Below are 22,496 nucleotides of genomic sequence, written 5' to 3' on the forward strand. Positions count from 1 at the left end.
CCGCAGGGCCCTACCTAACAACCTGTACTGCGAATAGCCTACATGGCCAGATAGCGACCGATACGCTGTGACGCCAGCTCAGCCGAGTGTAAACACCCTTCCATCGTATGCCCTTCCAGATAATCGCCTGCAATCGCCAGACCGGCAATGTGATCCACACCGGCTAACAGCTCCGCTTTGACACGGGTAAAGTTAGGCGCATAGGCGCAAATCCCACCTATATGACGCGTCACTCGCGCAGTCACCAACTGCCCAGTGATAGGCATCCGGCGAGAAAATTCGGCTTCGGCCAAAGCGATGAGGGCCTCATCAGACTGATGCAAGACCTTGCGCGCAGCCGCACCTGACAGCGTGAATCTAACCTGTTCCGGCTGATAGAGCCGGTTGGCTGAGCAGTGGCCCAGCACCGAACCGGGTTCAAACATAATGGAGTTGACCCCATCACGGAATACCGGGCGATCGTAACGAGCATTGATCATCGCCAATGGGAAATAGCGAATGCTATCGCAGGCGGCCTGAGCCTGTTCTGGCAGCACCAGGAGCCGTTTGAAAACGTGCGCGGGCACGGCAGAAATGACCGCATCAGCGTCAATCCGCTTTTCCCCATCGGCACCGTTAACCACCAGCCCGGTGACTTTGCCTTGCTCAATCTGAATACGCTCAACCCGCTCGCCAAGACGGATGTTTTTATTGTTGGCCAGCCCTTGGTGAAAACGCTGGATGCCCCCCTGGATCGCGAAATGTTGGCCTTTAGCAAAACCGGCGGTAAATAACGTCAGCAAGGAAGGGTAAACTTCCTCTGGCTCTGCGGCTCCCATAATGATCGAGAACATACGCATCGGCCCGGCCACCAGCGAAGGGGCAAAATGAGCCGAGACGGGTTTATGATCCCATTTATGCTCCACCTGCTGGATCAGCCCGTTGGTATAATTCAGCTCATCGGCATGCTTGCGTGAGTAACCAAGAAAATCTTTTAGCTGTAACGATCCACGCAACCCCAGCTGCATGGCCAGCCGCAAATCGCCGCTCAGCGTGCGGCTCTTGTCCAGCTTCACCAGTTGGTCCTTGAGCACAATATGAAAGTCAGGATGTTGTGCGTCATGCTCGTGAATATTGAACTCTTTGAGCAGCGCATTGAAACGGGGCCACTGCGAAGAGAAGTTCTTACCGCCGACTTCAAACAGCGTTCCTTCCTCAATACTGCCTGCAGCGCGGCCACCGATATGGTCTGAGGCTTCATAAACCACGCTCTGGATCCCTTGTGCCGCTAAAAAATGCGCAGCCCCTAACCCGGCGATGCCGGCACCGATAATATGTACTGTTTTCATGCGGCCGAGCTCTCCTGTGCCAGTTTATTTTTATTGCGTTGAATACGGCCGCTATGCATGTCACAGCGGGCAAAAAGCTGACCTGCCGCCCACAGATCTGCCCCTCGGCTAAAGTGACGCCCTTCACCACTATCCTGCTGCTGATCCATCTGCATATGGAAAGCGCTGCCAACGGCCAATGGCTGCAAGACCTGCATGCTAACGCCAAGTAAAATATCGCGTAGCCGGACGGGTTGCGCATGATTCAAGCAACGCTGTAGCTGCATAAACGCCTCTAGCAGGTAGAGTGGGTGCGTTTGCTGGCGGCTGTCCGCCAACAGGTTGGCTGAATGGGGCAACAGGGCGTGACATTCATGGCCGCCTTGACCAAACGCATAGGGCTGACCAATCATCACGTTTTCCAGGCGTTTTTTATTCACCTGAGCCTTATCGACAGGAGCCTCTGCGGTGCTGTGCAGCTGTATCAAGCGCGCTGACGGCAACGGTGTAAAGACCCAATGCAGGGTGGCACGCACCTCTTGGCGCTGCGTAATGGTGATGTCACATTGCCAACCCGCTTCCAAAGCCGAACGTTTGGCGTGGACTTCAACCGGGCTGTCGAACAGGCAGTATTTGGTGAACCCCGCCTGTACCTCGCTGGCGAGCCACTCGCCCTGCGGCAATAGCCGTTCGGCCAGTTGATGCCCACCCTCCAGCAGTAGCAGCCCCGGAACATGGTCTTGTGGATGATCGAAGAAAAAACGATGTTTCTGATTAATCAGCAACTGCGCGACAGCTTCGTCATTAGCACAGCGTATCTGGGTCAGTACCTGGTTTTCCGTTCGTTGACGCAATCCTGGTGTTTCAAGCATGCTTCTCTCCTTGATTTAATAGACTGATATAAGTTTTTAATGCGAGCGTTGCGCTCTGCCCCTTGGCCGCGGCATCGGCTACCTCGGCGCAAGCCTGGCTGCCAACTATCGCCATATCTGCCCCCAGCTCAAAAGCGGCGGTAACGTCGGCCGCGCTTTTCAAACCAAAACCCAGCGCTATCGGTAGTTGGGTTTCCGCTTTCAGCCGTGCTATTTCATGACGTATCTGCTGCGGATCCGGTGCAGCAGCGCCGGAGCGGCCAAAATGGGATACCAGATAAATAAAACCACCTGACTGCTGTAACACCTCACCGCGCACCGCATCGCTGCTTTGCGGATACAGTGTGCCGACCACCGGCAGCCCTGCACCGGCCGCTGCGCTATAAAAAGTGGTACGGGAACGGGGCGGTAACCCATGAGGCAAGATGGCGGCCGCCCCGGCATCGCGTAGTTGTTGCAGTACGTTGGCGATGTCTTGCCGGGCCAACACGTGGCTGTAATCGAGCAGTGCAACAATGCGGATACGGGAGGAAAATTCGGCAATCAAGGGCAGCAGATCTTGCCACACCACTCCTTGATCCAATGCTCTGCGGTGCGCTTGCCGGACGGTTTCACCATCGGTGAAAGCATTGGGAAACGGCGCACAAAGTTCCACCGCATCGACGCCGCTTTCGACGCAACAGTTCAGCAGATCGCGAGTTTGGGCCAACCCCCCGTCACCCGCCATCAACAACAGGCAAAGTGCCCGCTGATGTAGAGGGGCCAATGGCTGTAGATGTTCAGTCATTTCTCCCCCCTCCCTTGGTCGAAGGCCTGCACCAACTCACGCAGTGGCTCACCGATAAGCCCATTACTGCGGGCCGCACTGTCGATATCCAACGCCTCAATGCCGCCGAGAGTGGCAAATTCGCCAATGGTGGTTGCCGTGATCCCACCCGCCAGCCAGATTCGTCGCCCTGCCAACCTGGCAAGCAGCGTCTCAATCACCGTTCGCGGAAGTGCCTGACCTGTGCTGCCAAGCCGCTGACGATCGACAAAACGATCGATGAGGTACACATCGACTCCGGCGGCATCGTAATCAGGTAACCAACGTAATTCTGGGCAATCGCCGCTATCGCTGACATGTAAAGTCTTGATAATTTTCAGCCGCTGTGTTTTCAGCCGCGCAACTTCACTGGGTGGGGTAAAGCCATGCAGTTGTAGCCATTCGATAGCGCAACGCTGCAACATTTCGCCTAGTGCCGGGTAAGAGGGTTTGACACACACCGCCACTGGCTGCGGGCCATTACAGGCCATTGCCAACTGGGCCAACCTATTTTCCGACAACGTGCGCGGATGTTGTTCTATACCTGTCCACAGACCGAGATAATCAACCGCACACTGGTTGGCTATATCGATTTCATCGAGTTGAGTAGCCCCGCATATTTTTATTTTCATTGATGAGTTCCTACAAAATGACGTGACATCCCAAAACCATCAGCATACGCCGGATAAACAACACTGAGTAAATCATTATCTATTTTTAGAGACTCATTAATAACAATACATCACAAATTACATCCTTACATCATGACAAGACTCTGAGCCGATCGCATTCAGCCTGCTAATCAGCATCATTTTTTGTGATAAATGAAAATAAAGCACACGTAATATGGCAAGTTATGGCAATCATAAAAAGTGAATTACACACTTAGTCATTTGTTTTATCTTTCCTAGATTGTTAGTCTCGCTATTAAAATCACTCGCACCCTTTTTAACACTTGGGAATATATGTCCTATGAATTTCAGGTTACCGCGAGTACGTCAACTTGAAATGCGACAAGTATAAACCCACAAAACAGGAGAAATACTATTGTGATGGAATGCAAACCTCGGCTACTTTCATTATTCACCGTTGCGCTACTGGCCAGCCTCTCCACTTTTAGTCCAGATTCGGTTGCCGCCCCGCTACCGGAAGTCAAAAGCTGTAACGACGTCTTGCTCGGCGTTCAGAACCGCTACCACGGATATAACAGTTGGCGCATGATCAAGATGGTCATCACCGACGAACACGGCAACGTCAAGACCCGCACCATTACCGCCACCCACCAGAATACCGGCGTTAATCGCATCCTGCGCAGTCGCGTGGTGGCACCGCCAGAGCTGAAAGATTCAGAATCTTATGTCATTGACTATACGGAGGAAGGGAAAACCGATCGGATTTGGCGCTATCTGCCCGCCAGTAAGAAACTGCTGGAGGTGCAGTCTAAAGATCTCAGCAGCCGCCTCTACGGCTCCGATATGAACATCGGCGAAATGCTGATCCGCATGGAGCGTGATTATGATTGCAAATCCTTGGGGGAAGGAGAATATCAGGGCTTGCCGGTCTATAAGATCCACGTCGTGCCCAACAACGAGCAGGAATTACTGCGTCTCGGCCTGAAAGACGGCGAGATCTGGGTTGAAAAGGCGACTTTCTTACCGGTATACAGCGCGTTTAACGCCGAATCACCCAATGAGCAGCGGCTATTTGAAACCTCCGATCAGCGCTGGGTCGATGGGGTTTACGTCGCGGAAAAATACCAGATTTCCACTCTGAAGGATGGCCGTAAAGTTTCTCAATCGGCATTTCAGGTTTATGGCGAAAGCTTCAACCTGCCCCTGCCAGAAAGCTGGTATGACGTCCAGGATCTAGGTAATGCACAATCCACCTGGCGCGATTATCGCTCCCCTAGCTTCCCTTTAAAAACATTACCGTAACGGCAGCACTTCTACTTAAATCTGCCCGCTATGGCGGCGCCACGGGCAGAGTCATTTCTCATTAAGGATTGATAATGCAATGTGGATAATTAATTTTATCGATCGCACCATGACCGCGTTTCTCAATTGGGTGCTGATTAATCGTCTGAAGAGTGGGCTATTACTGCTGCTATTGGTGGCCGGTTTTGTTGGCTATGGTTTACCTAAATTACAGCATGATGGCCGGATAGAGGCTTTCATGTATGAAGAAGACCCTTCCTTAATGAAATATTACCAACTGCGCAAACAGTTTGGTCAGGATAACCGGGTCGTCATTACCGTAACGGGCGATGACGTATTCACTACCCCATTTATCAAAAAGCTTTCGGAACTCCATCTGGCTTTACAGCAGGAGGTTCCCTACATTTCAGAAATATTCAGTCTCTATAACATTCCGTTTGTCGAGTATGAAAATGGCGGTCTGTATCTCGAAGAGTTGATGCGCAACGTGCTGCATGAGGGAAAGGATCCGCAGTTGCTCAAGGAGCGGGTACTTTCCACTCCCCTCTATCAAAACTTCGTTATCGACAAGTCTGGTAAAACCGCCGCCATCATCATCGAACCTTATCGCTATACGCCAAGCAAGCATGACTGCGTTGCCGATCCGTCGGTGGGCAAAACCTGCGGTTCCAGCAGCCAACAAGGCGTCAACCGCGAGCTGCTTGGCTCGGCTGAATACTCTGAAATATCCCACAGAGTCGCCGAAGTGACACAGCGTTTTAACCGCCCGGATTTTATCATCCATACCGCAGGTGCCCCGATTGTCAGTAATGAAATCGTCCAGATTATCTCGCAGGATATGCCCCGCTTTACCATCGCCTGTATCTTGATTGCCATGTTGGCAATCGCCATTATTTTCCGCAGCGTTGTCATCACGATTGGTGCGCTGCTGGCCTTTGGTAGCAGCATCCTGACCATGCTGGCCTTGATGGCGATTTGTGGCGTCGCCATCACTCCACCCACGCAGTTCCTGATCCCGATGGCACTGACCATCATGCTCTGCGTGTATATTCACTTTATGTTGGCGAGCGCCAATGCCTGCAAACCGGGCGTCTCACGCATCAACCTGCTCACTTACGCCATGAAGCATACTCACCATCCGATCCTGTTCAGCATCCTGACCAGTGCCGATGGCCTGCTGGGTTTTCTGGCCTCCGATCTGGCTCCCATTGCCGCTCTGGGCATTTTCGGTATGCTGGTCACGCTTAGCAGCTACTTTTTTGCCCTGTTCTGGGGGACCCAGGCCCTGGCGTTCCTACCACAGCGGTATGTCAGCAGCGAACGCACCAACGTGGCAACAGCCAGCCGCTGGGTAGTGGCCATCGGCAGTTTGGGGATCAATCACCCGAAGAAAACCGTGGCGATATTTACCCTGTTAATGGTTGCAACCCTTGCCCAATTACCGCAGCTACGTTTCTCTCATAACTCTCTATTATGGTTGGCCCCTGAAAATCCGGTGCGCCAGGCAACGGAGTTTATCGATGACAATTTCAACGGTACGGTGAATCTGGAACTGATCGTCACGCCGCTAGAGGGGTACGATTTTCGCAGTGAGCCATTGCTCAAAGCCATACAGCGAGCGGTTGAGCGCGTTTATGACGAGGTCGATATTCCCATTGGCCGCCATACCAGCCTGGTTTCCTTTATGGACGAGGTGAATATGGCGCTGCACGATGGCGATCCGCAGCATCGCGTCATTCCTGCGCAGGAGCAAATTTGGGAACAGTTCTTCCTGCTGGAAGGCGAAGGCAACTCCACCATCATGCGCTATGCCAGCATCGACTATAGCCAGGGGCGTATTACCTTCCTGGTACCGTGGCTGGAAGCCACGCTCTACAGCGGAGTCTCTGAACAGGTCGACCAAATCTTCAGCCACGAATTGGCCAGTATGGCGACGGTAGACGTTACCGGCCTGATCAGCCTGTTGGCCAACACCTCCAAGGCGGTCTTGGACGATATGGTGAGCAGTTACCTCATCACCTTGGCGATTATCGCCGTGCTGATGTGCTACTGCCTGAGAAGTTTCAAGATGGGTATCCTCAGTATGATCCCTAACATCTATCCTTATGTCATGGTGCTGGGGATCATGGCAGTGGCCGATATTCCTATGGATACGTTCACCATTCTGATCGGAGGGATCCTCACCGGGCTGATCGTGGATGAAACGTTACACATGTTTTATACCTACCGCCACAACCTGCAATTCCACCCACAGCCGCAAGATGCCTTGAGAGTGACGCTGCAAGAGGTCGGCAATGCCTTGATGATGACTTCGGTCGTGGTGATGTTCAGCTTCTCCGTTTTCCTGCTCTCGCACATGAGCAATATCCGCAGCTTTGGCGGCCTGATGATGGCAGGCGTCATTATCGCACTGCTGATCGACATCATCCTGATGCCCGCAATGATGATGTTGCTGCCTACCCGCCAGGTTCAAGCCAAGGAGGTTATGCATGCCACAGCCTGAGAATAAAGAGCACCCCACTTCTCTGCGTAGCTTTTTAAAGGGGGCTCCGATACTGCAGCGCACCATTCCCATGCCACAGGATGCGATTGCCTCAGATTATGCCCGGCGTTATGCCGGACCGCCCGCGTATGGGCGGGCAAGCGCCGAGCCCATCGTGCGTTACGTGACCGAGGGGGGGCACTTGCCGGTGCTGATGGGGTGTTTTGGCAATGAACAGCGGGTACGCAAAAAAATTCGCCATCTACCGCAATATTTGACCGGGGCTTCGCTGCGCCAGCTAATGGCGCATACCGCGCCCCCCGAGCACATCGGCCTGCACGATATGCCCGCAGAAAATCCACATTATGGCCATCTGTACCAGCTCCCGGTACTGACCCATACCCCCGAGGATGCCGGTCCCTACATCACTCAAGGATTTATCTATGCGCACGACCAGCAGGAAAACTGTACGCTTTCCGCCCACCGCTTATGGCTCCTTGATGAGCACAGAATTGGCGTATCCATTCTGCCTGGCAGGCAATTAGCCGCCTTGCATCAACATAGCCTGAAGCAGGGCCAGCCCCTGGCGGTCAGTATTAACATTGGCATTCCACCGGCCGCGGCGATTGCCTCATCACTCAGCACCGCCACCCTGCCGGCGGGGTTAAGCAAGCTGGCCTTTGCTGGCGCACTAGCCGGCGCATCTATCCGCCTGGCTCCCTGCCGCACCCAGAACGTTGGCTGCCTGGCCGACAGTGAAATCATTCTGGAAGGGACGCTTGGCGCTGAGCTTGCCGATGAAAGTGCGGTAGCACAATACAGCATGCCTGAATTTGCTGGCTATCCCGGCAAGGCGAGTAATGGCCTGGCGGTGTTTACCCTCAGCCATATGCACATACGCACCGGTGGCAGCTATCCGGCACTCATTGGGCCAGGCCGTGAGCAAGCGATACAATTAGGCCTTGCTGGCGCGTTTAACGCACTGCTGGGGCTGCCAGAGGAATTTGTCAAAGGCATCGCCGATCTGCGCTATACCCACGCGGGGGGAGGCATGTTGTTACTGTATATCGCCCTCTATCCCGGTTTTAACCAGCAGATAAGCCTGCAGAAAATAGCGACCGAGATCGTCAAGCTGAATCCTTTTACCAAGCTGGTGGTGTTTGTCGATCAGGATATCAACCTGCAATCCGATGAAGACGTGCTGTGGGCAATGACTACCCGCAGCAGGTTGGACGTGGACTGTCATCCCTTGGCCGGTTTCCCCGCATTAACGATGGACCCTTCCCAGAGAGGTGGGAGATGGCGGGAAGCTGCCATCTCCCCAGTACAAAAAGTATGGATTAACGCCACCATCCCTGATGGAACATCAGCCAGTTTCCAACGCGCTTACAGCGAATTGACATAACCCACGACGGCATAACCGCGGCTGCGCACGGTACGAATAAAATCGACCTGTGCACCCGCGGCACGTATTTTATTCCTCAGGCGATAAACCAGGGCAACAATACCGCGCGAATAGATGGCATTACTGCCATTGCATCTTTGCAACAACTCTTCCCTGCTTAATACCTCACTTGGCGTCTTGCTTAGCGCCAGCAGAATTTCAAATTCCATGGAGGTGACATCCAACAGCCGATCGTTAACAAACGCTTGGGCTCGGGGAATATCAATACGCAGCGTATCATTGTTTATTTTCAGCAAAATCTGATCGCAACCCTTCGGCGCGACCGGTGTCTCGATTTTAATTTCAGTAAAGCGCCGCCGCACCGCATTAATACGGGCGATCAGTTCACGTGGCTCAAAGGGTTTGGCTACGTAATCATCGGCTCCGGTTTCCAACCCTACCACCAAATCTACCAGCTCAGTTCTGGCCGAGATCATAATCACCGGGATATCACACAATGGAGCAGGCAAATTACGGATAGTACGGCAAAGTTCTAGTCCATTGGTACGTGGCAACATGACATCAAGCAACACCAGGTCATAAACATGCGCCTGCATTTGCTCTAAACCTTCCTCTGGAGAATGCACGACATCAAGATCGATGGCATACATTTGCAGAACCGGCTTCATCGTTTCGCCTAACTCAACATCGTCGTCAATCATCAATACTCTCATACCCACATATCCTTATCCCCGTGTATGTTCTATTTAGGATGGCTGTTGTGATAAAGCATACAAAAAACAATGTTATAAAAATCATTACTCGACTTTACTATTAGCCATCCTCATAGTAAACAAAGCAATCAAAATAGAACAATCCACCAGTTGTTTTATCACTGTATCAGTCGGAGTTTATTATATAAGAAACCTATATAGCACATATTTTTTAATATAAAAAATGATAGCGAGATCTAAAACGAAAATGGGTGAAAAACCGACATATTTAAAGCCCTCCCAGAGAGCCGCGCAGGAAAGGAAAGCGATACCCATAGTATCGCCAAACTACAGAAAAAAATACCTAATTAGGATTAATAGCATGAAAAGAGAGAGAGTTGATGGGATATTTCTCAGCCGTATCTGCTGGCAGATACGGGCATTCCAAACCTCTATGGTGCATTCTCACTAATGAAGAAAGAGGCGGATAACAAAAAACATGCTCTAAAAACTAAGAATATTCTTTAATTATCTTAACTCATAGTTTTGCCAATAAACGAGGAAGCACCTCAGAAAGGTCACCAAGTAAATAATGATCTGCATAATGTTTTATTATAGGCGCCTGTGGATCGTTATTAATAGCGATAATAATATTGCTGTTCGTTATCCCTGCAACATGTTGTATCGCACCAGAAATACCGCAGGCGAGATAGACGCGCGGTGAAATATGCTCACCAGTTTGCCCGATTTGATCCTGTTCGGTGAAAAAGCCAGCATCCACCAATGCGCGTGTTCCCCCTAACGCGGCCCCCAATTTATCCGCAATATCGCTCAGCATGGCCAACTGTGGCTTCCCGGCGCCTCGCCCACCGCCAATGACAATCTCAGCCTGAGATAACCGAGGGCGACTAGTTACAGATGGATGGCGTACGCTAACAACGAGCGTCTCTTCAGTATTGGCAACTGGGCAAGCCACAATGGAGTAAAGCTGGGTAACGTGGGGGCATGGTTCGGAATCGAACGCCTGACGACGTAACGTCCAAACATGATTTTTCGCCAGTGAACGCACAGTCAATAACGCCTGATCGGCAAAAACCGGGCGCTGGCAGCTATCGGGAGACAAGAGATGGGTTACGTCTGCGATCAGGTCACAGCCACGAAGCGCTGCCAACCTGGCCGCCAAGGGACGCAACTCCTTCCCTTCCAAAAATAGCAGGTGGCTGCATGCTGCCAGGACTGGCGTCAATGATGTAGCCATCCGCCCCAGGTCATCATTGGCATCGCGCCGGTCAAACCACATGACTGTCGACAATCCTTCGGGTAAAGATAGCGTGTGAGGGGCCGCCTCTTCGGCTAACAAGACCAGGTTGACGGAGGTTGACCAGCTCTGCAAGGACGCCAGCAACACGGTTAACGCCCCACTACCGATATCTTCTTCTCGCAGGATAATCGCGGTATTTATCGCTTTCATTTTATTTCCACCTCAAGATTTAACAGTGCAACCAATTCATCTACTGAATGCAACTGTTGCGCCTTACGGCTGGCATTTTGCGGTTCGAGGGCAAGGTAAGCCTGTGTTGCCAGCGGTTCTTCTTCCGCTGCCAGCCATTCCAGTGCTTGTCTGCGCGAACGCAAAATAGCGGGCAGTGGGGCAAATCGCGGCTCTGCCAGCCCTAGTTCCACACCCAGAACCGCCGGAGGGGCTACCACCGAATGCAGCTGATACTGTTCCCCATAGCATTGCAAATGCAGCTGGCCCTGTTCCCACTGTAACCCGCTGACCGGTTGTATCTGGGGCCAGCCTAATATTCCTGCCACCAGGCCCACCATGGCGCCACCTTGCCAATCGGCGGTCTGTTTGCCAAGCAGTACCAGGTCCACCTGTTCCTGCTGCGCCAGCCTGGCTATCTGTTTCGCTACTGCTAAAGGTTCACAGGCCGAGGTAGCCTTCATCCCCATCGCCCGATCGGCTCCTAATGCCAATGCCTGGCGCAATAGCGCCTCGGGGGATAATCCCATGGCAAAAGCCACTATTTCACCTTCGCCATGCTGCTCTTTGAGGCGCAACGCCTGTTCAAGAGCAACCGCACAAAAGTCTTCGAGTTTGCCTTCTCGTACAACGGCACATACCCGGGCCTCGTCCCATTCAGACGCCTCACAGACGCCAACCAAAATCTTCATCTTCACTCCGTTAGCCTTACATTTCCTGATATCGCGGGCCGCTTCCCCCTTCGGGAGGCGTCCACCGCAGCGTTTGATCGGGATCCTTGATATCGCAGGTTTTACAGTGCAGGCAGTTATGGCTATTGATAGTAAACAATCGGCCATCCTCACCTTGCTGCCAACTGAACACGTTGCCAGGACAGTAGTTGATCGCCAGTTCGCACTGTAGCGGGGTCAGTTGCTGATGCTGCAGATGGCAGGGTTGGGATGGGCGAACGTCAATCCGGCTCAGATAAAGCGACGAGGCGTGGTCGAAACTCAACGTATTATCTGGCGGTGAAGCCGCCAAGGCTTGCCCAGCAGGGGCAACAGAAGCACTGTGATGATCGGCCAACGCCGCTGGAAAATGCCAAGGCAGGTGCCGAAGAACGGGGAGACCAGACGCCCACCACATCGCCGCTCCAGCAGCGGTTCCATAACGTTGCACCGCCGCGGTAAAATCACGGCAAGCGGACAGCTCCTCCCATAGCCAAGACTGGTGCAGCGCCTCATAGAACGCCTGTTCCAGTTGGCTATCATCTGCCTGCTGTTGCAGCCATGGATACAGTACATCAGCCGCCAACATCGCGCTTTTCATCGCGGTATGAATACCCTTCATCCGTTGTGGATTAAGCGTCCCGGCCGCGCAACCCAGCAGCATGCCGCCGGGAAACGTCATTTTTGGCAACGCGGGCAATCCCCCTTTGGCAATAGCCCTGGCACCGAAGCCGATGCGTGAGCCTCCCTGTAGCAGACGCTGCAGGCGTGGATGATGTTTAGCCCGTTGAAAACTGAGATAAGGGCTGAAGTGAGGATTGTCGTAATCCAGATCCGCCGCCAAACCAAGAGCCAGGCGCTGTTGCGGCAAATGATAGGCAAACAGCCCACCACTAACCTGCTGCTGACGCAGCGGCCAGCCGATAAAATGTTCTACCAACCCAAGACGATGCGCGGCGGCATCAATCTGCCATACCTCTTTCAGACCCAAGGCATAGTGTTGCGGCCGGCAATCTCTGGCCAGATCAAAATGTTCTATGGCCTGGCGTGATAGTGAACCTCTCGCCCCTTCCGTCAGCAATACCTGACGTGCCAGCAAACGCATCCCAGGGATAAATACGCTGCCAGGCTGCCCCTGCCGATCGCGACCATAATCGCCACTCTCTACGCCACTGACTTTGCCCTGCTCATCAAATACCAACTGGCTGCCACACACGCCGGGGAGGATATCGCCCCCCAGCTCGGTGACTTTCTCTGCCAGCCAGCAACAAAGCGCGGACAGATTGATGAGCCGCCCATCGCGGTGGGAGAAAGCGCCGGGAACCAGAAAATGGGGCAGTGTCATCGCGCGCTGCTGATTAAGCAGCAGATGCAATCTGTCCCCTTGATGACGAACTGGCTCGGCGGCCACTTCCCGTTCCCAACCTGGCCATAGCTCATCTAAAGCCCGAGTATCCATAACCGCACCGGAGATAATATGCCCACCCACCTGCTCCGCTTTTTCCAAGAGGCAAACGGATATTTTCTGCTGATGGCTTTCTGCCTGTTGTAATAATCTTAATGCCGCGGTTAAGCCCGCTACGCCTGCGCCAATAATCAGCACATCAACATGCATACTTTGGTGCATAATGGAGATCCTGTGCGGTAATGAATAATTGATGATTAATAGCTAGAGCTGCTGCCATCCGCTTGCAAACTGTGGGATTCCGGGCCAACCAACGCGGGCAAGAAGATACTGAGTAATTTCATGCGTGTGGTTCCTGCCAATACGTGCTTGTCGTGTTTATTCAGCGTGTACAAAACGCCTGGATAGATCTCATGGCGTTCACCGGTGGCTAAATCCTTAATCCAACCTTCCCCTTCAATGCAGTAGCAGCTTTCCAGATGGTTCTTGTACTCCAGGATCGACTCCGAACCCGCATCAACAATGGTTTCCATCACCGAGTAACCCAGGCCGTCTTTCTCCAGCAGATAACGACGGCTTTTCCCTGCGCCCCAAGAAATATCACGATCTGTATTAATCAAATTATCTAATGAACGAACGATCATTTTTTCACCTTTTATATTTTAGAGTCAATGCTACGTTAAAATGACTGCCTGAATGCCTTACCTTTATATCAAATACGACGATGTTGTAGTCTTAATATTTATATCGATAAAACATGAAAGTCACATTTTATTTTCCAAAGTACACAAGGCTGAATTTTTATTACCCTGGCGTGTAATAAAGCCTAAACGAGGTGGGGGGCAGGCGATAAAAAATGAGATAGTGACAGGTACTTTTGCAGATTTATGGCGATTAAATAACGAGAAAAATGCCAAACAATGGGTAGGGAGTGGGGGATCTCCCTACCGATTACCGCTCAGCTAGGAAAAAACTCCGGTGGATAGGTAGCGGTCACCACGATCGCAGATAATCGCTACAATGACGCTGCCAGGATTCGCCGCAGCAACACGCAATGCACCCGCTACGGCACCACCGGAACTGACACCGCAGAAAATACCTTCCCGCTGCGCCAGTAGGCGCATGGTCTGTTCGGCCTCGCTTTGTGCCATATCCAACACCTGATCCACCAGCTCCGGGCGGAAAATTCCCGGTAGGTAGGCCGGTGCCCAACGGCGGATACCCGGAATGCTGCTGCCTTCAGCAGGTTGTAAGCCGATAATATTCACCTGTGAATTTTGGCTTTTCAAGTAGCCGCCAACGCCGGTAATGGTGCCGGTGGTGCCCATGCTGGAAACGAAATGGGTGATACGACCGGCAGTCTGCTGCCAGATTTCCGGGCCGGTGGTGGTGAAATGTGCATAGGGGTTATCCAGATTGTTGAACTGGTCCAGCACCTTGCCCTGCCCTTGCTGCTGCATCTCTAGCGCCAGGTCGCGTGCCCCTTCCATCCCCTGCTCACGGCTGACCAGGATCAGTTCGGCACCATAGGCACGCATCGCTGCCTGGCGTTCCATGCTCATGTTTTCCGGCATCAGCAGCTTCAGCTGGTAGCCCTTCATCGCACAGATCATCGCCAGCGCGATGCCGGTATTGCCACTGGTGGCCTCGATCAGCGTATCGCCCGGCTGGATTTCACCGCGCAGTTCCGCCTGCTGGATCATCCCCAGCGCGGCCCGATCCTTGACCGACCCCGCCGGATTGTTGCCCTCCAGCTTGAGCCAGATTTCACTGTCCAGCCCTTCGGCCAGTCGTTGTAGTTTTACTAACGGTGTATTACCGATGCATTGTTCCAGCGTGGTCACAATCATTGCCTACGTAAAAGTAAAAAAGGCAACCCAAGGTTGCCTTAAATGGGAATGGTTAGAAATTATCAGGCGCTTTTAGCTAAGGCAACCGGTTGTAACAGTTGTTCACCGGCATAGAGGCGGGCATTCAGGCTACCAACGTAGTAACGATCCCCGCGCGCCGGTGCGGCATGGCCCTCCGACATAATCACGCTGATAGGTTCCTGATGCCAACCAATCGGCTGCACGGTCAACTGCCAGAAATGGCCACGCGGGCTGACTTCCAACACCTGCACCGGTAATGGGCAGCGGGCACTGCAATCGGTGCCGATCTCCATTTCCCACGGGCGCAGAAACAGATCGATGCTGCCTTGATGCATTGGCTGGAACGACAACGGCCATTGGTGAGCGCCCACAAACAGCTGCGAACCCCGGATTTCACCGTTCAGGCGGTTAACTTCGCCCATAAACTCCAGTACGAAGCGGGTGGCGGGTTCACGCATGATCTCGGTCGGTGAACCTACCTGCTCGATATTCCCCTGGCTCATCACCACGATGCGATCGGCGACTTCCATCGCTTCTTCCTGATCGTGAGTCACGAACACGCTGGTGAACTTCAGCTCTTCATGCAGTTGACGCAGCCAGCGGCGCAGCTCTTTACGCACCTGCGCGTCCAGCGCACCAAACGGTTCGTCCAACAGCAGGATCTGGGGTTCCACCGCCAGCGCGCGCGCCAAGGCAACACGTTGCTTCTGGCCGCCGGAAAGCTGTGATGGATAGCGGTTAGCCAGATGACCCAACTGCACCATCTCCAGCAACTGGCCCACTTTTTGTTTGATCGCCGCCGCACTCGGACGTTCGCGACGTGGCAGCACGCTCAGGCCAAAGGCGATATTGTCGAAAACCGTCATATGCCGGAACAGCGCATAATGTTGGAACACGAAGCCGACACGACGATCACGCGCATGCACGCGGCTGACATCGGTGCCGTGGAAACCCAGCTTACCGCTGCTCTGGCTTTCCAGCCCGGCGATAATCCGCAGCAAGGTGGTCTTGCCCGAACCGGATGGGCCTAACAGCGCCACCATCTCACCGGAAGTAATATCGAGCGAGATATCGTTCAATACCTTGGTACGACCAAAAGACTTGTTGATACCATTAATCTCAATGCTCATGATTTTCCTCCCGCTCGAGACGCGCATCCTGACGCGCCAGGCGCCATTGCAGTCCACTTTTCAGAAATAGGGTGACTATCGCCATCAGGGTCAACAGTGCCGCAGCGGTAAACGCCCCAGCGGTGTTGTAATCCTGATGCAGTAATTCCACTTGCAGTGGCAGGGTATAGGTTTCGCCACGGATAGAGCCGGACACCACCGATACTGCACCAAACTCGCCAATCGCGCGGGCGTTGGTCAGCACCACGCCATACAACAATGCCCAACGGATATTCGGTAAGGTGACGCGGCGGAACATCTGCCAACCGGAAGCACCCAGCAGCACCGCAGCCTCGTCTTCCTGGCTGCCCTGGCTCATCATCAGCGGCACCAGTTCACGGACCACAAACGGGCAGGTCACGAATATCGTCACCAACACCATGCCCGGCCAGGCAAACATCAGTTGAATATCATGGGCATCCAGCCAACCCCCGATCGGGCCGTTGGTACCGTAAAACAACAGATACAACAGCCCCGCGACCACTGGCGACACCGCAAACGGCATATCGAACAGCGTCAACAGCAGTTGGCGGCCAGGGAAGGTAAAGCGCGTCACCAGCCAGGCCAGCAAAGTACCGAACACCAGGTTGACCGGCACGGTGATCAGCGCCACCAGCACCGTCAGCCAGATGGCGTGCAGCATGTCCGGGTCCGACAGGTTATGCCATACGGCACCTACGCCGGAGGAGAATGCCTCGATAAAGATCATCACCATCGGCACGACCAGCAACAGGATGGAGAACAGCGCACCGATGGCAATCAGCGTCCATTTTCCCCAATTCACACGTGGGCGCTCTGCGCCGTTCAGGGCGGTAACGTCGGCCATCAGTGCCCTCCAATACGGCGGCCAAAGCGGCTCTGTAAGGTGTTAATGGCAAACAGCAGCAGCAGCGATGCCGCCAGGATCACCGAGGCAATCGCACTGGCTGCCGGGTAATCGAACTCCTGTAAGCGCACAAAAATCATCAATGAGGTCACTTCGGTTTTCCAGGCAATGTTGCCAGCGATAAATATCACCGCGCCAAATTCCCCCAGGCTGCGGGTAAACGACAGCGCCGTACCGGCCAACAGCGCTGGCGCAACCTCTGGCAACACCACGCGGCGGAAACTCTGCCAGCGGGTGGCCCCAAGCGTTTCGGCGGCCTCTTCATATTCCGGCCCCAACTCTTCCAGCACCGGTTGCACCGTGCGCACCACGAAAGGAATGCTGGTAAAGGCCATCGCCACCGCAATCCCCAACCAGGTGAAAGAAACCTTGATATCAAAATGAGCCAGCCATTGACCGTACCAACCGGTGGTAGAAAACAGCCCCGCCAAGGTCAGACCGGCCACCGCCGTAGGTAACGCAAACGGCAAATCCATCAGGCCATCCAGCAAGGAGCGGCCAGGGAACTGGTAACGGGTGAGGATCCAGGCCATCAGCATGCCAAACACCGCATTGAAAACGCTGGCGACTCCGGCCGCCAGCAGCGTCACTTTATAGGCCGCCACGACCTGCGGATTGGTGATCACTTCCCAATACTGTGCCAGACTCATCTGCGCCAGCTGCATCACCAGCGCGCTGAGTGGCAACAGCAAAATCAGGCAGGTGAACAGCAGGCTGCTTCCCAGACTGAGAGTAAACCCAGGCAGAACCCGCTTGCTGGCCATCGAAAACATTACTTATGCCCCGCCGCTAACAGTTGATCCAATTCCCCGCCGGTGACAAAGTGGGCACTCATCACCTGCGGCCAGCCGCCGAACCGATCTTCCACGCTGAACAGCTTGGTCTCCGGGAACTGGCCTTTGACCGCCGCCATCACCTGCGGGTCGTTGACACGATAATAGAAGCTGGTGATCAATTTCTGGGCCGCCGGGCTGTAGAGATAGTTCAGGTACTCTTTGGCCACCTGCTCGGTGCCGTTTTTATCAACGTTTTTGTCGACCCAGGCCACTGGGAACTCGGCCAGAATATCGACCGGCGGCACGATCACTTCATATTTGTCTGCGCCGTACTGCTTGCGGATATTGTTCACTTCGGATTCAAAGCTGATCAGCACGTCGCCCAGGCCACGTTCGACAAAAGTCGTCGTTGCGCCACGGCCACCGGTATCAAACACCACCACGTTTTTCAGAAAACGGGTCATGAACTCACGGGTCTTGACCTGATCGTTGCCGTTAGCCTGGCTGGCTGCGCCCCAGGCGGCCAGATAGGTATAACGGCCATTACCGGAGGTTTTCGGGTTCGGGAATACCAGCTTCACGTCATCACGTACCAGATCGCTCCAGGTGTGGATACCTTTCGGGTTATCCTTGCGCACCAGGAACGCCATGGTGGAATAGAATGGAGAGCTGTTGTTCGGCAAGCGTTGTTGCCAATCTGCTGGGATCAACTGGCCGCGATCGTGCAGGATTTGCACGTCACTGACCTGGTTATAGGTGACCACATCGGCACGCAGACCTTGCAGGATCGCCAACGCCTGTTTGGAAGAACCGGCGTGGGACTGTTTGATGGTCAGTTTGTCATTCGGATGCTGCTGATCCCACTGCTTTTCAAAGCCAGGGTTCAGCGCGGCAAACAGTTCACGGGAGACGTCATAAGAGCTGTTGAGCAATTCTGCCGCCGAAGCCGTACCACTGGCTAACAATGCCGCCACCAGCCAACCTTTCAACAGCGTATTTTTAACCCGGGAATGTTTCATTCTGCACCTTATCACTGAGTCTTACCGCCGGGCTTAAGCCCTGATATTGACCAGTGTATTTATAACTTGATGCAGACCTGTAACGCTTTTATATACCGTTTAGTGATTTTCAAGCATCAAACGCTATAAGGCAGGAGGGGAGCGGTTCACCGCAGAGGCAGGAAAACCCGGAGCCAGCGTCACTGGCCCCAGATGATTCATCAAAGCGACATTAAACGTGTCAGCGAAGGTGCGAAGTAGTAGCTGCCGGTCACCGCGCGGCTGAAACGCAGCATCGCGTCGTGCTTACCGTCCAGTTCGCCAAACATGCTTAACAGCTGCTGTTCGATGTTGTGCAGGCGTGCACAATAGGCGATGAAATACAGGCCATGTTTGCCGCTGGCGGTGCCATAGGGCAGACTCTGGCGCAAAATTTTCAGCCCTTTGCCATCTTCTTTCAGATCGACACGGCTGACGTGCGAGGTATCTGGCCGTTGCTCCGGCGGCAGCTCTTCGCTGTCGTGTTTGGTGCGGCCGATGATCTGTTCCTGCTGTTCGGTGGTGAAACGCTGCCACTGGCGCAGGTTGTGCTCGTAACGCTGTACCAGCACGTAGCTGCCACCTTCGTCTTCTTCGCCTGCGCCAATCACCGCGACTTCTGGACGTTGTTCGCCCTGCGGATTTTCGGTACCGTCAATAAAGCCGCTCAGGTCGCGCTCTTCTACCCAGCGAAAACCGTGCGTTTCTTCTTCGATACGAATGGCGTTGCCGAACGCGGCCAGGGCAGCCTGCGCCAAGGTGAAGTTAACGTCATGACGCAGCGATTGAATATGGATTAGCATATCGCGTTGGGTGGCCGGTGCCAGCCCCTTGCCCAGCGGTGCGAAAGGCTTCAGCTCTTTGGCTCCCTGGCCATTGGAAAGGTCATGCCAAACGTCGGAACCAAAAGCGATAACCGCACCTAAATGGGCATCTGGAAACTGTTGCTGCAACTCGCCAAGCACCTGACAAAACTGTTTGCAACCCTGGCGCAAATCGACAAATTCGCCCTGCACCATCGCCTCCATAAAAATGCCAAAACGGCAGTGTTCCAGTAGGATGCCGCTCTGAACTTGTATCATGTTATTTTATCCTCAAGACCTGAATCGGGTAACAGGGATCCCTGTTATAAACGCGCAATATCATAACTGATACCAAGGGAATTTCCTTGCCCGAACGCAAACAAAACAGGGGGGTTAACACGGGAATTTTCGGGCACGGAGGAACGTGCCCGTGACAGGAATTATTGCGCTTTTGCATGCCAGATGATTTTACTTACCGTCCAGCTTTGCAGGGTATCGTCCGGTGGGATCAGCTCTTGCGGGCCAGCCCATTTGCCGGTGAAAATATAGCTGACATTGCGGCTTTGCTGTGCCACACACTCGACCTTGCCAACATCTTCACCGTCGGCCGGTTTACAGGCGCCGTAGGCCTTGCTGAACAGTTCGCTAAACGGCGTACCCAGCTTGCTACCCCATTCGGTGGCGATCCTGGCGTCTATTACGTCAACGCGCTGCACGTGGCCTTTAGGCTCCCCGGTGATCACCAGCTTCACATCATCCCCGTCCAATGCCTGGAAGTAGGAGACGATCTGCCCTTGGTTGGTCGCCATTCCGCCACGCATGCGGTAGTTGTTGTTCAGGCCCTTGCCAATCGCTTCCGCCGTCATGGGGGTACCCGCCCCCACATCACCGACGCCTTTAGCGCTAACCTCTACGCTGCCGCCAAACAAGTTGAACGGCGACAGGCTGGACCAGGAGAAATTCGACATGGTCGAACAGCCGGTCAACAACAGCGGTAGCCCTAACAGCAGTGGGCGAATATTCATTCATAGCTCCTTAACATCAAAGACATCGGCGATATGCAGCCTCTCATAACCTCTGGGGCTGCGCTATCAATTGCCAAGTTGGAGTGCATAAATTGGGAAAAGTGCCGCAGTTTTTAACAATTAACCCGCCTCATCCTGCGGGATAAAACAGGCTTTCAAGCGCCGATTGGTTAACAGATACCCCATCGCCAGCACATCCAACAGCGCCAGCAGGAGATCCAGCGGAGGTTCATTGCTGTCTTGCTGCCACAGGCTGTAAAGCGAACCGAGCAGCGCCGCCGCCAGCGAAACTATCAGTACCCAACGCCAACAGCGCCACAGACGAGGCCAATGCTGGCGGCGGCCAGCAATCAAAAAGGCCAGTGCTGCTGGCAACCCCAGCAGCATGCCGTACCAAAAACGCTGGCTATCCGGGTAAAACAGCTGCAGCAAGCCACTGCCCTGATCGCGAGAAGTTCCCGCCATCACAAACAGTAGCCAGGTTCGAGCCTGTAAGATCAGCACGCCCCAAAACCACAGCGGCAACCGTAACATACCGTGCTGATCGTAATCGTCCGGTGAAAACCGGTGTGTCGACGCCTTCAAAGACTTTTCCTTGCCGATGTTATGATTACCCTTGCAAATGGCGACGGTGACCACCATTTTCAATCTCCAGCTTAAGAAGCTCTTAAGATCCTTATGGTTTAATCAGGTTATGTCCCGCTAACGGGAAATCATTCAGACCACTGATAAGGAAGATCCAGATGAAAAAGATCGCTTTACTCACACTCATCGCATTATGCAGCGCACCGGTTTTAGCTCAACAGGGCGGGTTCCTCGACCCCAACGCCACACCGGCTCAAACGCAAACCAGCCCCCAGGGTGGCTTCTCCGGCCCTAGTGCCACACTGACCACGGTAGAGAAGGTCAAATCGTTGAGCGATGATACCTGGGTGATGTTGCAGGGCAATATCGAACAGCGCGTGGGTGATGACACCTATACCTTCCGCGACGCCACCGGCACGCTGACGGTAGAGATCGACAGAAAGCGCTGGAACGGCCAGACCATCACCCCAAAAGACAAGGTACAGTTGGAAGGGAAAGTGGATAAGGACTGGAACAACGTGGAAGTCGATGTGAAAAACATCAAAAAACTGCCATAAACCAGAGCTTGGGGCGGTGGCAACCACCGCCCTGACGATCAATACTCTTGATCTTCGATCAGGCGTTTCCCCAGACTGGTGATCGCCTGAATTTCGTAGCCGAGCTTTTCATACATTTCGATCACGGTGTCGTTGTCTTCACGCACCATCAGCTGAATTTTCGGACAGCCGCGCGCAATCAGCTTTTTCTCCAGCCGATTAATCAACGCATTGGCAATGCCGCGCCCGCGATAGTCTGGGTGAACGCCCAGATAATACGCCGAGCCACGGTGGCCGTCGTAACCGCCCATCACCGAGCCAACCACCTCACCGCCCACTTCCGCCACCAAAAACAGATCCGGATCGTGGTTCAGTTTGCGTTCAATGTCCATCTCGGGATCGTTCCATGGCCGTAACAGGTCGCAACGCTCCCACAGGGTGATGACTTCTTCAAAGTCGTCTTGCCGAAATACGCGAATTTCCATCGTTGCTCGCTACTGTTAATTAACTTATTTAACACCCTATGGATTTCAAGTTGCAGCTTGAAAGACGACGGGTATAGCTGATTATTACGTAATTATTAACTGATACCTGCCGTCTTTCAAGCCGCAGCGTTTTGCCAGGTAATAAATGGCAATAGTTATCAAGTCGATTAATGGGGATCAATACGCTATAACGTCGCGAAATAGATTGATCGAGTTGGAGCC

Annotated in this window: 22 protein-coding genes; 4 read left to right on the forward strand and 18 right to left on the reverse strand. The window is 53.6% G+C overall.

Annotation, left to right across the window (positions count from 1 at the left end; all coding sequences use genetic code 11):
* Window positions 1–38 precede the first annotated feature (38 nt).
* From ACLQ7H_RS25100 to ACLQ7H_RS25115, 4 genes are read right to left on the reverse strand one after another with little or no spacing between them, the layout of a single operon-like run.
* The gene (locus ACLQ7H_RS25100; protein WP_411755012.1) at window positions 39–1,328 is read right to left on the reverse strand and encodes a protoporphyrinogen/coproporphyrinogen oxidase; all 1,290 of its coding nucleotides are present in this window, start codon (window positions 1,326–1,328) and stop codon (window positions 39–41) included.
* Window positions 1,325–2,179 (reverse strand): AfsA-related hotdog domain-containing protein, encoded by an 855-nt coding sequence (locus tag ACLQ7H_RS25105; RefSeq protein ID WP_411755013.1) that lies wholly within the window; start codon window positions 2,177–2,179, stop codon window positions 1,325–1,327. The genes ACLQ7H_RS25100 and ACLQ7H_RS25105 overlap by 4 nt, the downstream gene beginning before the upstream one ends.
* On the reverse strand, window positions 2,172–2,966 hold the full coding sequence (gene trpA / locus ACLQ7H_RS25110) for a tryptophan synthase subunit alpha (protein WP_411755014.1): 795 nt from the start codon (window positions 2,964–2,966) through the stop codon (window positions 2,172–2,174). Before trpA ends, ACLQ7H_RS25105 begins: the two co-directional genes overlap by 8 nt.
* Window positions 2,963–3,616, reverse strand: coding sequence for a phosphoribosylanthranilate isomerase (locus ACLQ7H_RS25115; RefSeq protein WP_411755015.1), 654 nt, complete (start codon window positions 3,614–3,616; stop codon window positions 2,963–2,965). The genes trpA and ACLQ7H_RS25115 overlap by 4 nt, the downstream gene beginning before the upstream one ends.
* A 420-nt stretch (window positions 3,617–4,036) precedes the next feature.
* Between ACLQ7H_RS25115 and ACLQ7H_RS25120 the strand changes: the two genes are divergently transcribed.
* From ACLQ7H_RS25120 to ACLQ7H_RS25130, 3 genes are all read left to right on the forward strand, one after another.
* Entirely contained in the window at window positions 4,037–4,918 is an 882-nt protein-coding gene (locus ACLQ7H_RS25120) for an outer membrane lipoprotein-sorting protein (RefSeq protein WP_411755029.1), read from the forward strand.
* 79 nt (window positions 4,919–4,997) lie between these two features.
* Window positions 4,998–7,421, forward strand: coding sequence for an efflux RND transporter permease subunit (locus ACLQ7H_RS25125; RefSeq protein ID WP_411755016.1), 2,424 nt, complete (start codon window positions 4,998–5,000; stop codon window positions 7,419–7,421).
* Complete coding sequence (locus ACLQ7H_RS25130) at window positions 7,408–8,805, forward strand: UbiD family decarboxylase (protein ID WP_411755017.1); 1,398 nt, start codon at window positions 7,408–7,410, stop codon at window positions 8,803–8,805. Before ACLQ7H_RS25125 ends, ACLQ7H_RS25130 begins: the two co-directional genes overlap by 14 nt.
* On the opposite strand, the gene ACLQ7H_RS25135 is transcribed toward ACLQ7H_RS25130, so the two are convergent.
* The 13 genes from ACLQ7H_RS25135 to ACLQ7H_RS25195 all read right to left on the reverse strand — a co-directional run bounded on the left by ACLQ7H_RS25135 (window position 8,787) and on the right by ACLQ7H_RS25195 (window position 21,253).
* Window positions 8,787–9,518, reverse strand: a complete 732-nt coding sequence (locus tag ACLQ7H_RS25135) for a response regulator transcription factor (protein ID WP_411755018.1) — start codon at window positions 9,516–9,518, stop codon at window positions 8,787–8,789. The genes ACLQ7H_RS25130 and ACLQ7H_RS25135 overlap by 19 nt on opposite strands.
* Window positions 9,519–10,035: 517 nt before the next feature.
* Window positions 10,036–10,968 (reverse strand): electron transfer flavoprotein subunit alpha/FixB family protein, encoded by a 933-nt coding sequence (locus ACLQ7H_RS25140; protein ID WP_411755019.1) that lies wholly within the window; start codon window positions 10,966–10,968, stop codon window positions 10,036–10,038.
* Window positions 10,965–11,678 (reverse strand): electron transfer flavoprotein subunit beta/FixA family protein, encoded by a 714-nt coding sequence (locus ACLQ7H_RS25145; RefSeq protein WP_411755020.1) that lies wholly within the window; start codon window positions 11,676–11,678, stop codon window positions 10,965–10,967. The genes ACLQ7H_RS25140 and ACLQ7H_RS25145 overlap by 4 nt, the downstream gene beginning before the upstream one ends.
* A 16-nt stretch (window positions 11,679–11,694) precedes the next feature.
* Window positions 11,695–13,323 carry a 4Fe-4S dicluster domain-containing protein gene (locus ACLQ7H_RS25150; protein WP_411755021.1) on the reverse strand — a complete coding sequence of 543 codons (1,629 nt, stop codon included), beginning with the start codon at window positions 13,321–13,323 and terminating at the stop codon, window positions 11,695–11,697.
* 35 nt (window positions 13,324–13,358) lie between these two features.
* Window positions 13,359–13,745 (reverse strand): ectoine synthase, encoded by a 387-nt coding sequence (locus ACLQ7H_RS25155; RefSeq protein ID WP_411755022.1) that lies wholly within the window; start codon window positions 13,743–13,745, stop codon window positions 13,359–13,361.
* 318 nt (window positions 13,746–14,063) lie between these two features.
* Entirely contained in the window at window positions 14,064–14,945 is an 882-nt protein-coding gene (cysM, locus tag ACLQ7H_RS25160; protein ID WP_411755023.1) for a cysteine synthase CysM, read from the reverse strand.
* A 68-nt stretch (window positions 14,946–15,013) separates the two neighbouring features.
* On the reverse strand, window positions 15,014–16,102 hold the full coding sequence (gene cysA, locus ACLQ7H_RS25165) for a sulfate/thiosulfate ABC transporter ATP-binding protein CysA (protein ID WP_411755024.1): 1,089 nt from the start codon (window positions 16,100–16,102) through the stop codon (window positions 15,014–15,016).
* Window positions 16,092–16,967, reverse strand: coding sequence for a sulfate/thiosulfate ABC transporter permease CysW (gene cysW / locus ACLQ7H_RS25170; protein ID WP_021807067.1), 876 nt, complete (start codon window positions 16,965–16,967; stop codon window positions 16,092–16,094). Before cysW ends, cysA begins: the two co-directional genes overlap by 11 nt.
* Window positions 16,967–17,800, reverse strand: coding sequence for a sulfate/thiosulfate ABC transporter permease CysT (gene cysT, locus ACLQ7H_RS25175; RefSeq protein ID WP_021178700.1), 834 nt, complete (start codon window positions 17,798–17,800; stop codon window positions 16,967–16,969). The genes cysW and cysT overlap by 1 nt, the downstream gene beginning before the upstream one ends.
* Entirely contained in the window at window positions 17,800–18,822 is a 1,023-nt protein-coding gene (locus ACLQ7H_RS25180; RefSeq protein WP_411755025.1) for a sulfate ABC transporter substrate-binding protein, read from the reverse strand. The genes cysT and ACLQ7H_RS25180 overlap by 1 nt, the downstream gene beginning before the upstream one ends.
* A 200-nt stretch (window positions 18,823–19,022) precedes the next feature.
* Complete coding sequence (locus ACLQ7H_RS25185; protein WP_411755026.1) at window positions 19,023–19,922, reverse strand: Dyp-type peroxidase; 900 nt, start codon at window positions 19,920–19,922, stop codon at window positions 19,023–19,025.
* 161 nt (window positions 19,923–20,083) lie between these two features.
* Complete coding sequence (locus tag ACLQ7H_RS25190; protein ID WP_411755027.1) at window positions 20,084–20,668, reverse strand: RpoE-regulated lipoprotein; 585 nt, start codon at window positions 20,666–20,668, stop codon at window positions 20,084–20,086.
* Window positions 20,669–20,788: 120 nt separating this feature from the next.
* A complete protein-coding gene (locus ACLQ7H_RS25195) occupies window positions 20,789–21,253 on the reverse strand; it encodes a DUF2919 domain-containing protein (protein ID WP_411755030.1) in 465 nt (154 codons plus the stop codon).
* Between the two features lie 158 nt (window positions 21,254–21,411).
* Here ACLQ7H_RS25195 and ACLQ7H_RS25200 point away from each other — a divergent pair, with 158 nt between their 5' ends.
* Complete coding sequence (locus ACLQ7H_RS25200) at window positions 21,412–21,810, forward strand: YgiW/YdeI family stress tolerance OB fold protein (RefSeq protein ID WP_411755028.1); 399 nt, start codon at window positions 21,412–21,414, stop codon at window positions 21,808–21,810.
* Between the two features lie 38 nt (window positions 21,811–21,848).
* Here ACLQ7H_RS25200 and ACLQ7H_RS25205 read toward each other — a convergent pair whose 3' ends face one another.
* Window positions 21,849–22,274, reverse strand: a complete 426-nt coding sequence (locus tag ACLQ7H_RS25205) for a GNAT family acetyltransferase (RefSeq protein ID WP_024527108.1) — start codon at window positions 22,272–22,274, stop codon at window positions 21,849–21,851.
* Window positions 22,275–22,496: the final 222 nt, after the last annotated feature.

This window comes from Serratia sp. (in: enterobacteria), from assembly GCF_046715635.1.
Classification (GTDB): Bacteria; Pseudomonadota; Gammaproteobacteria; order Enterobacterales; family Enterobacteriaceae; genus Chania.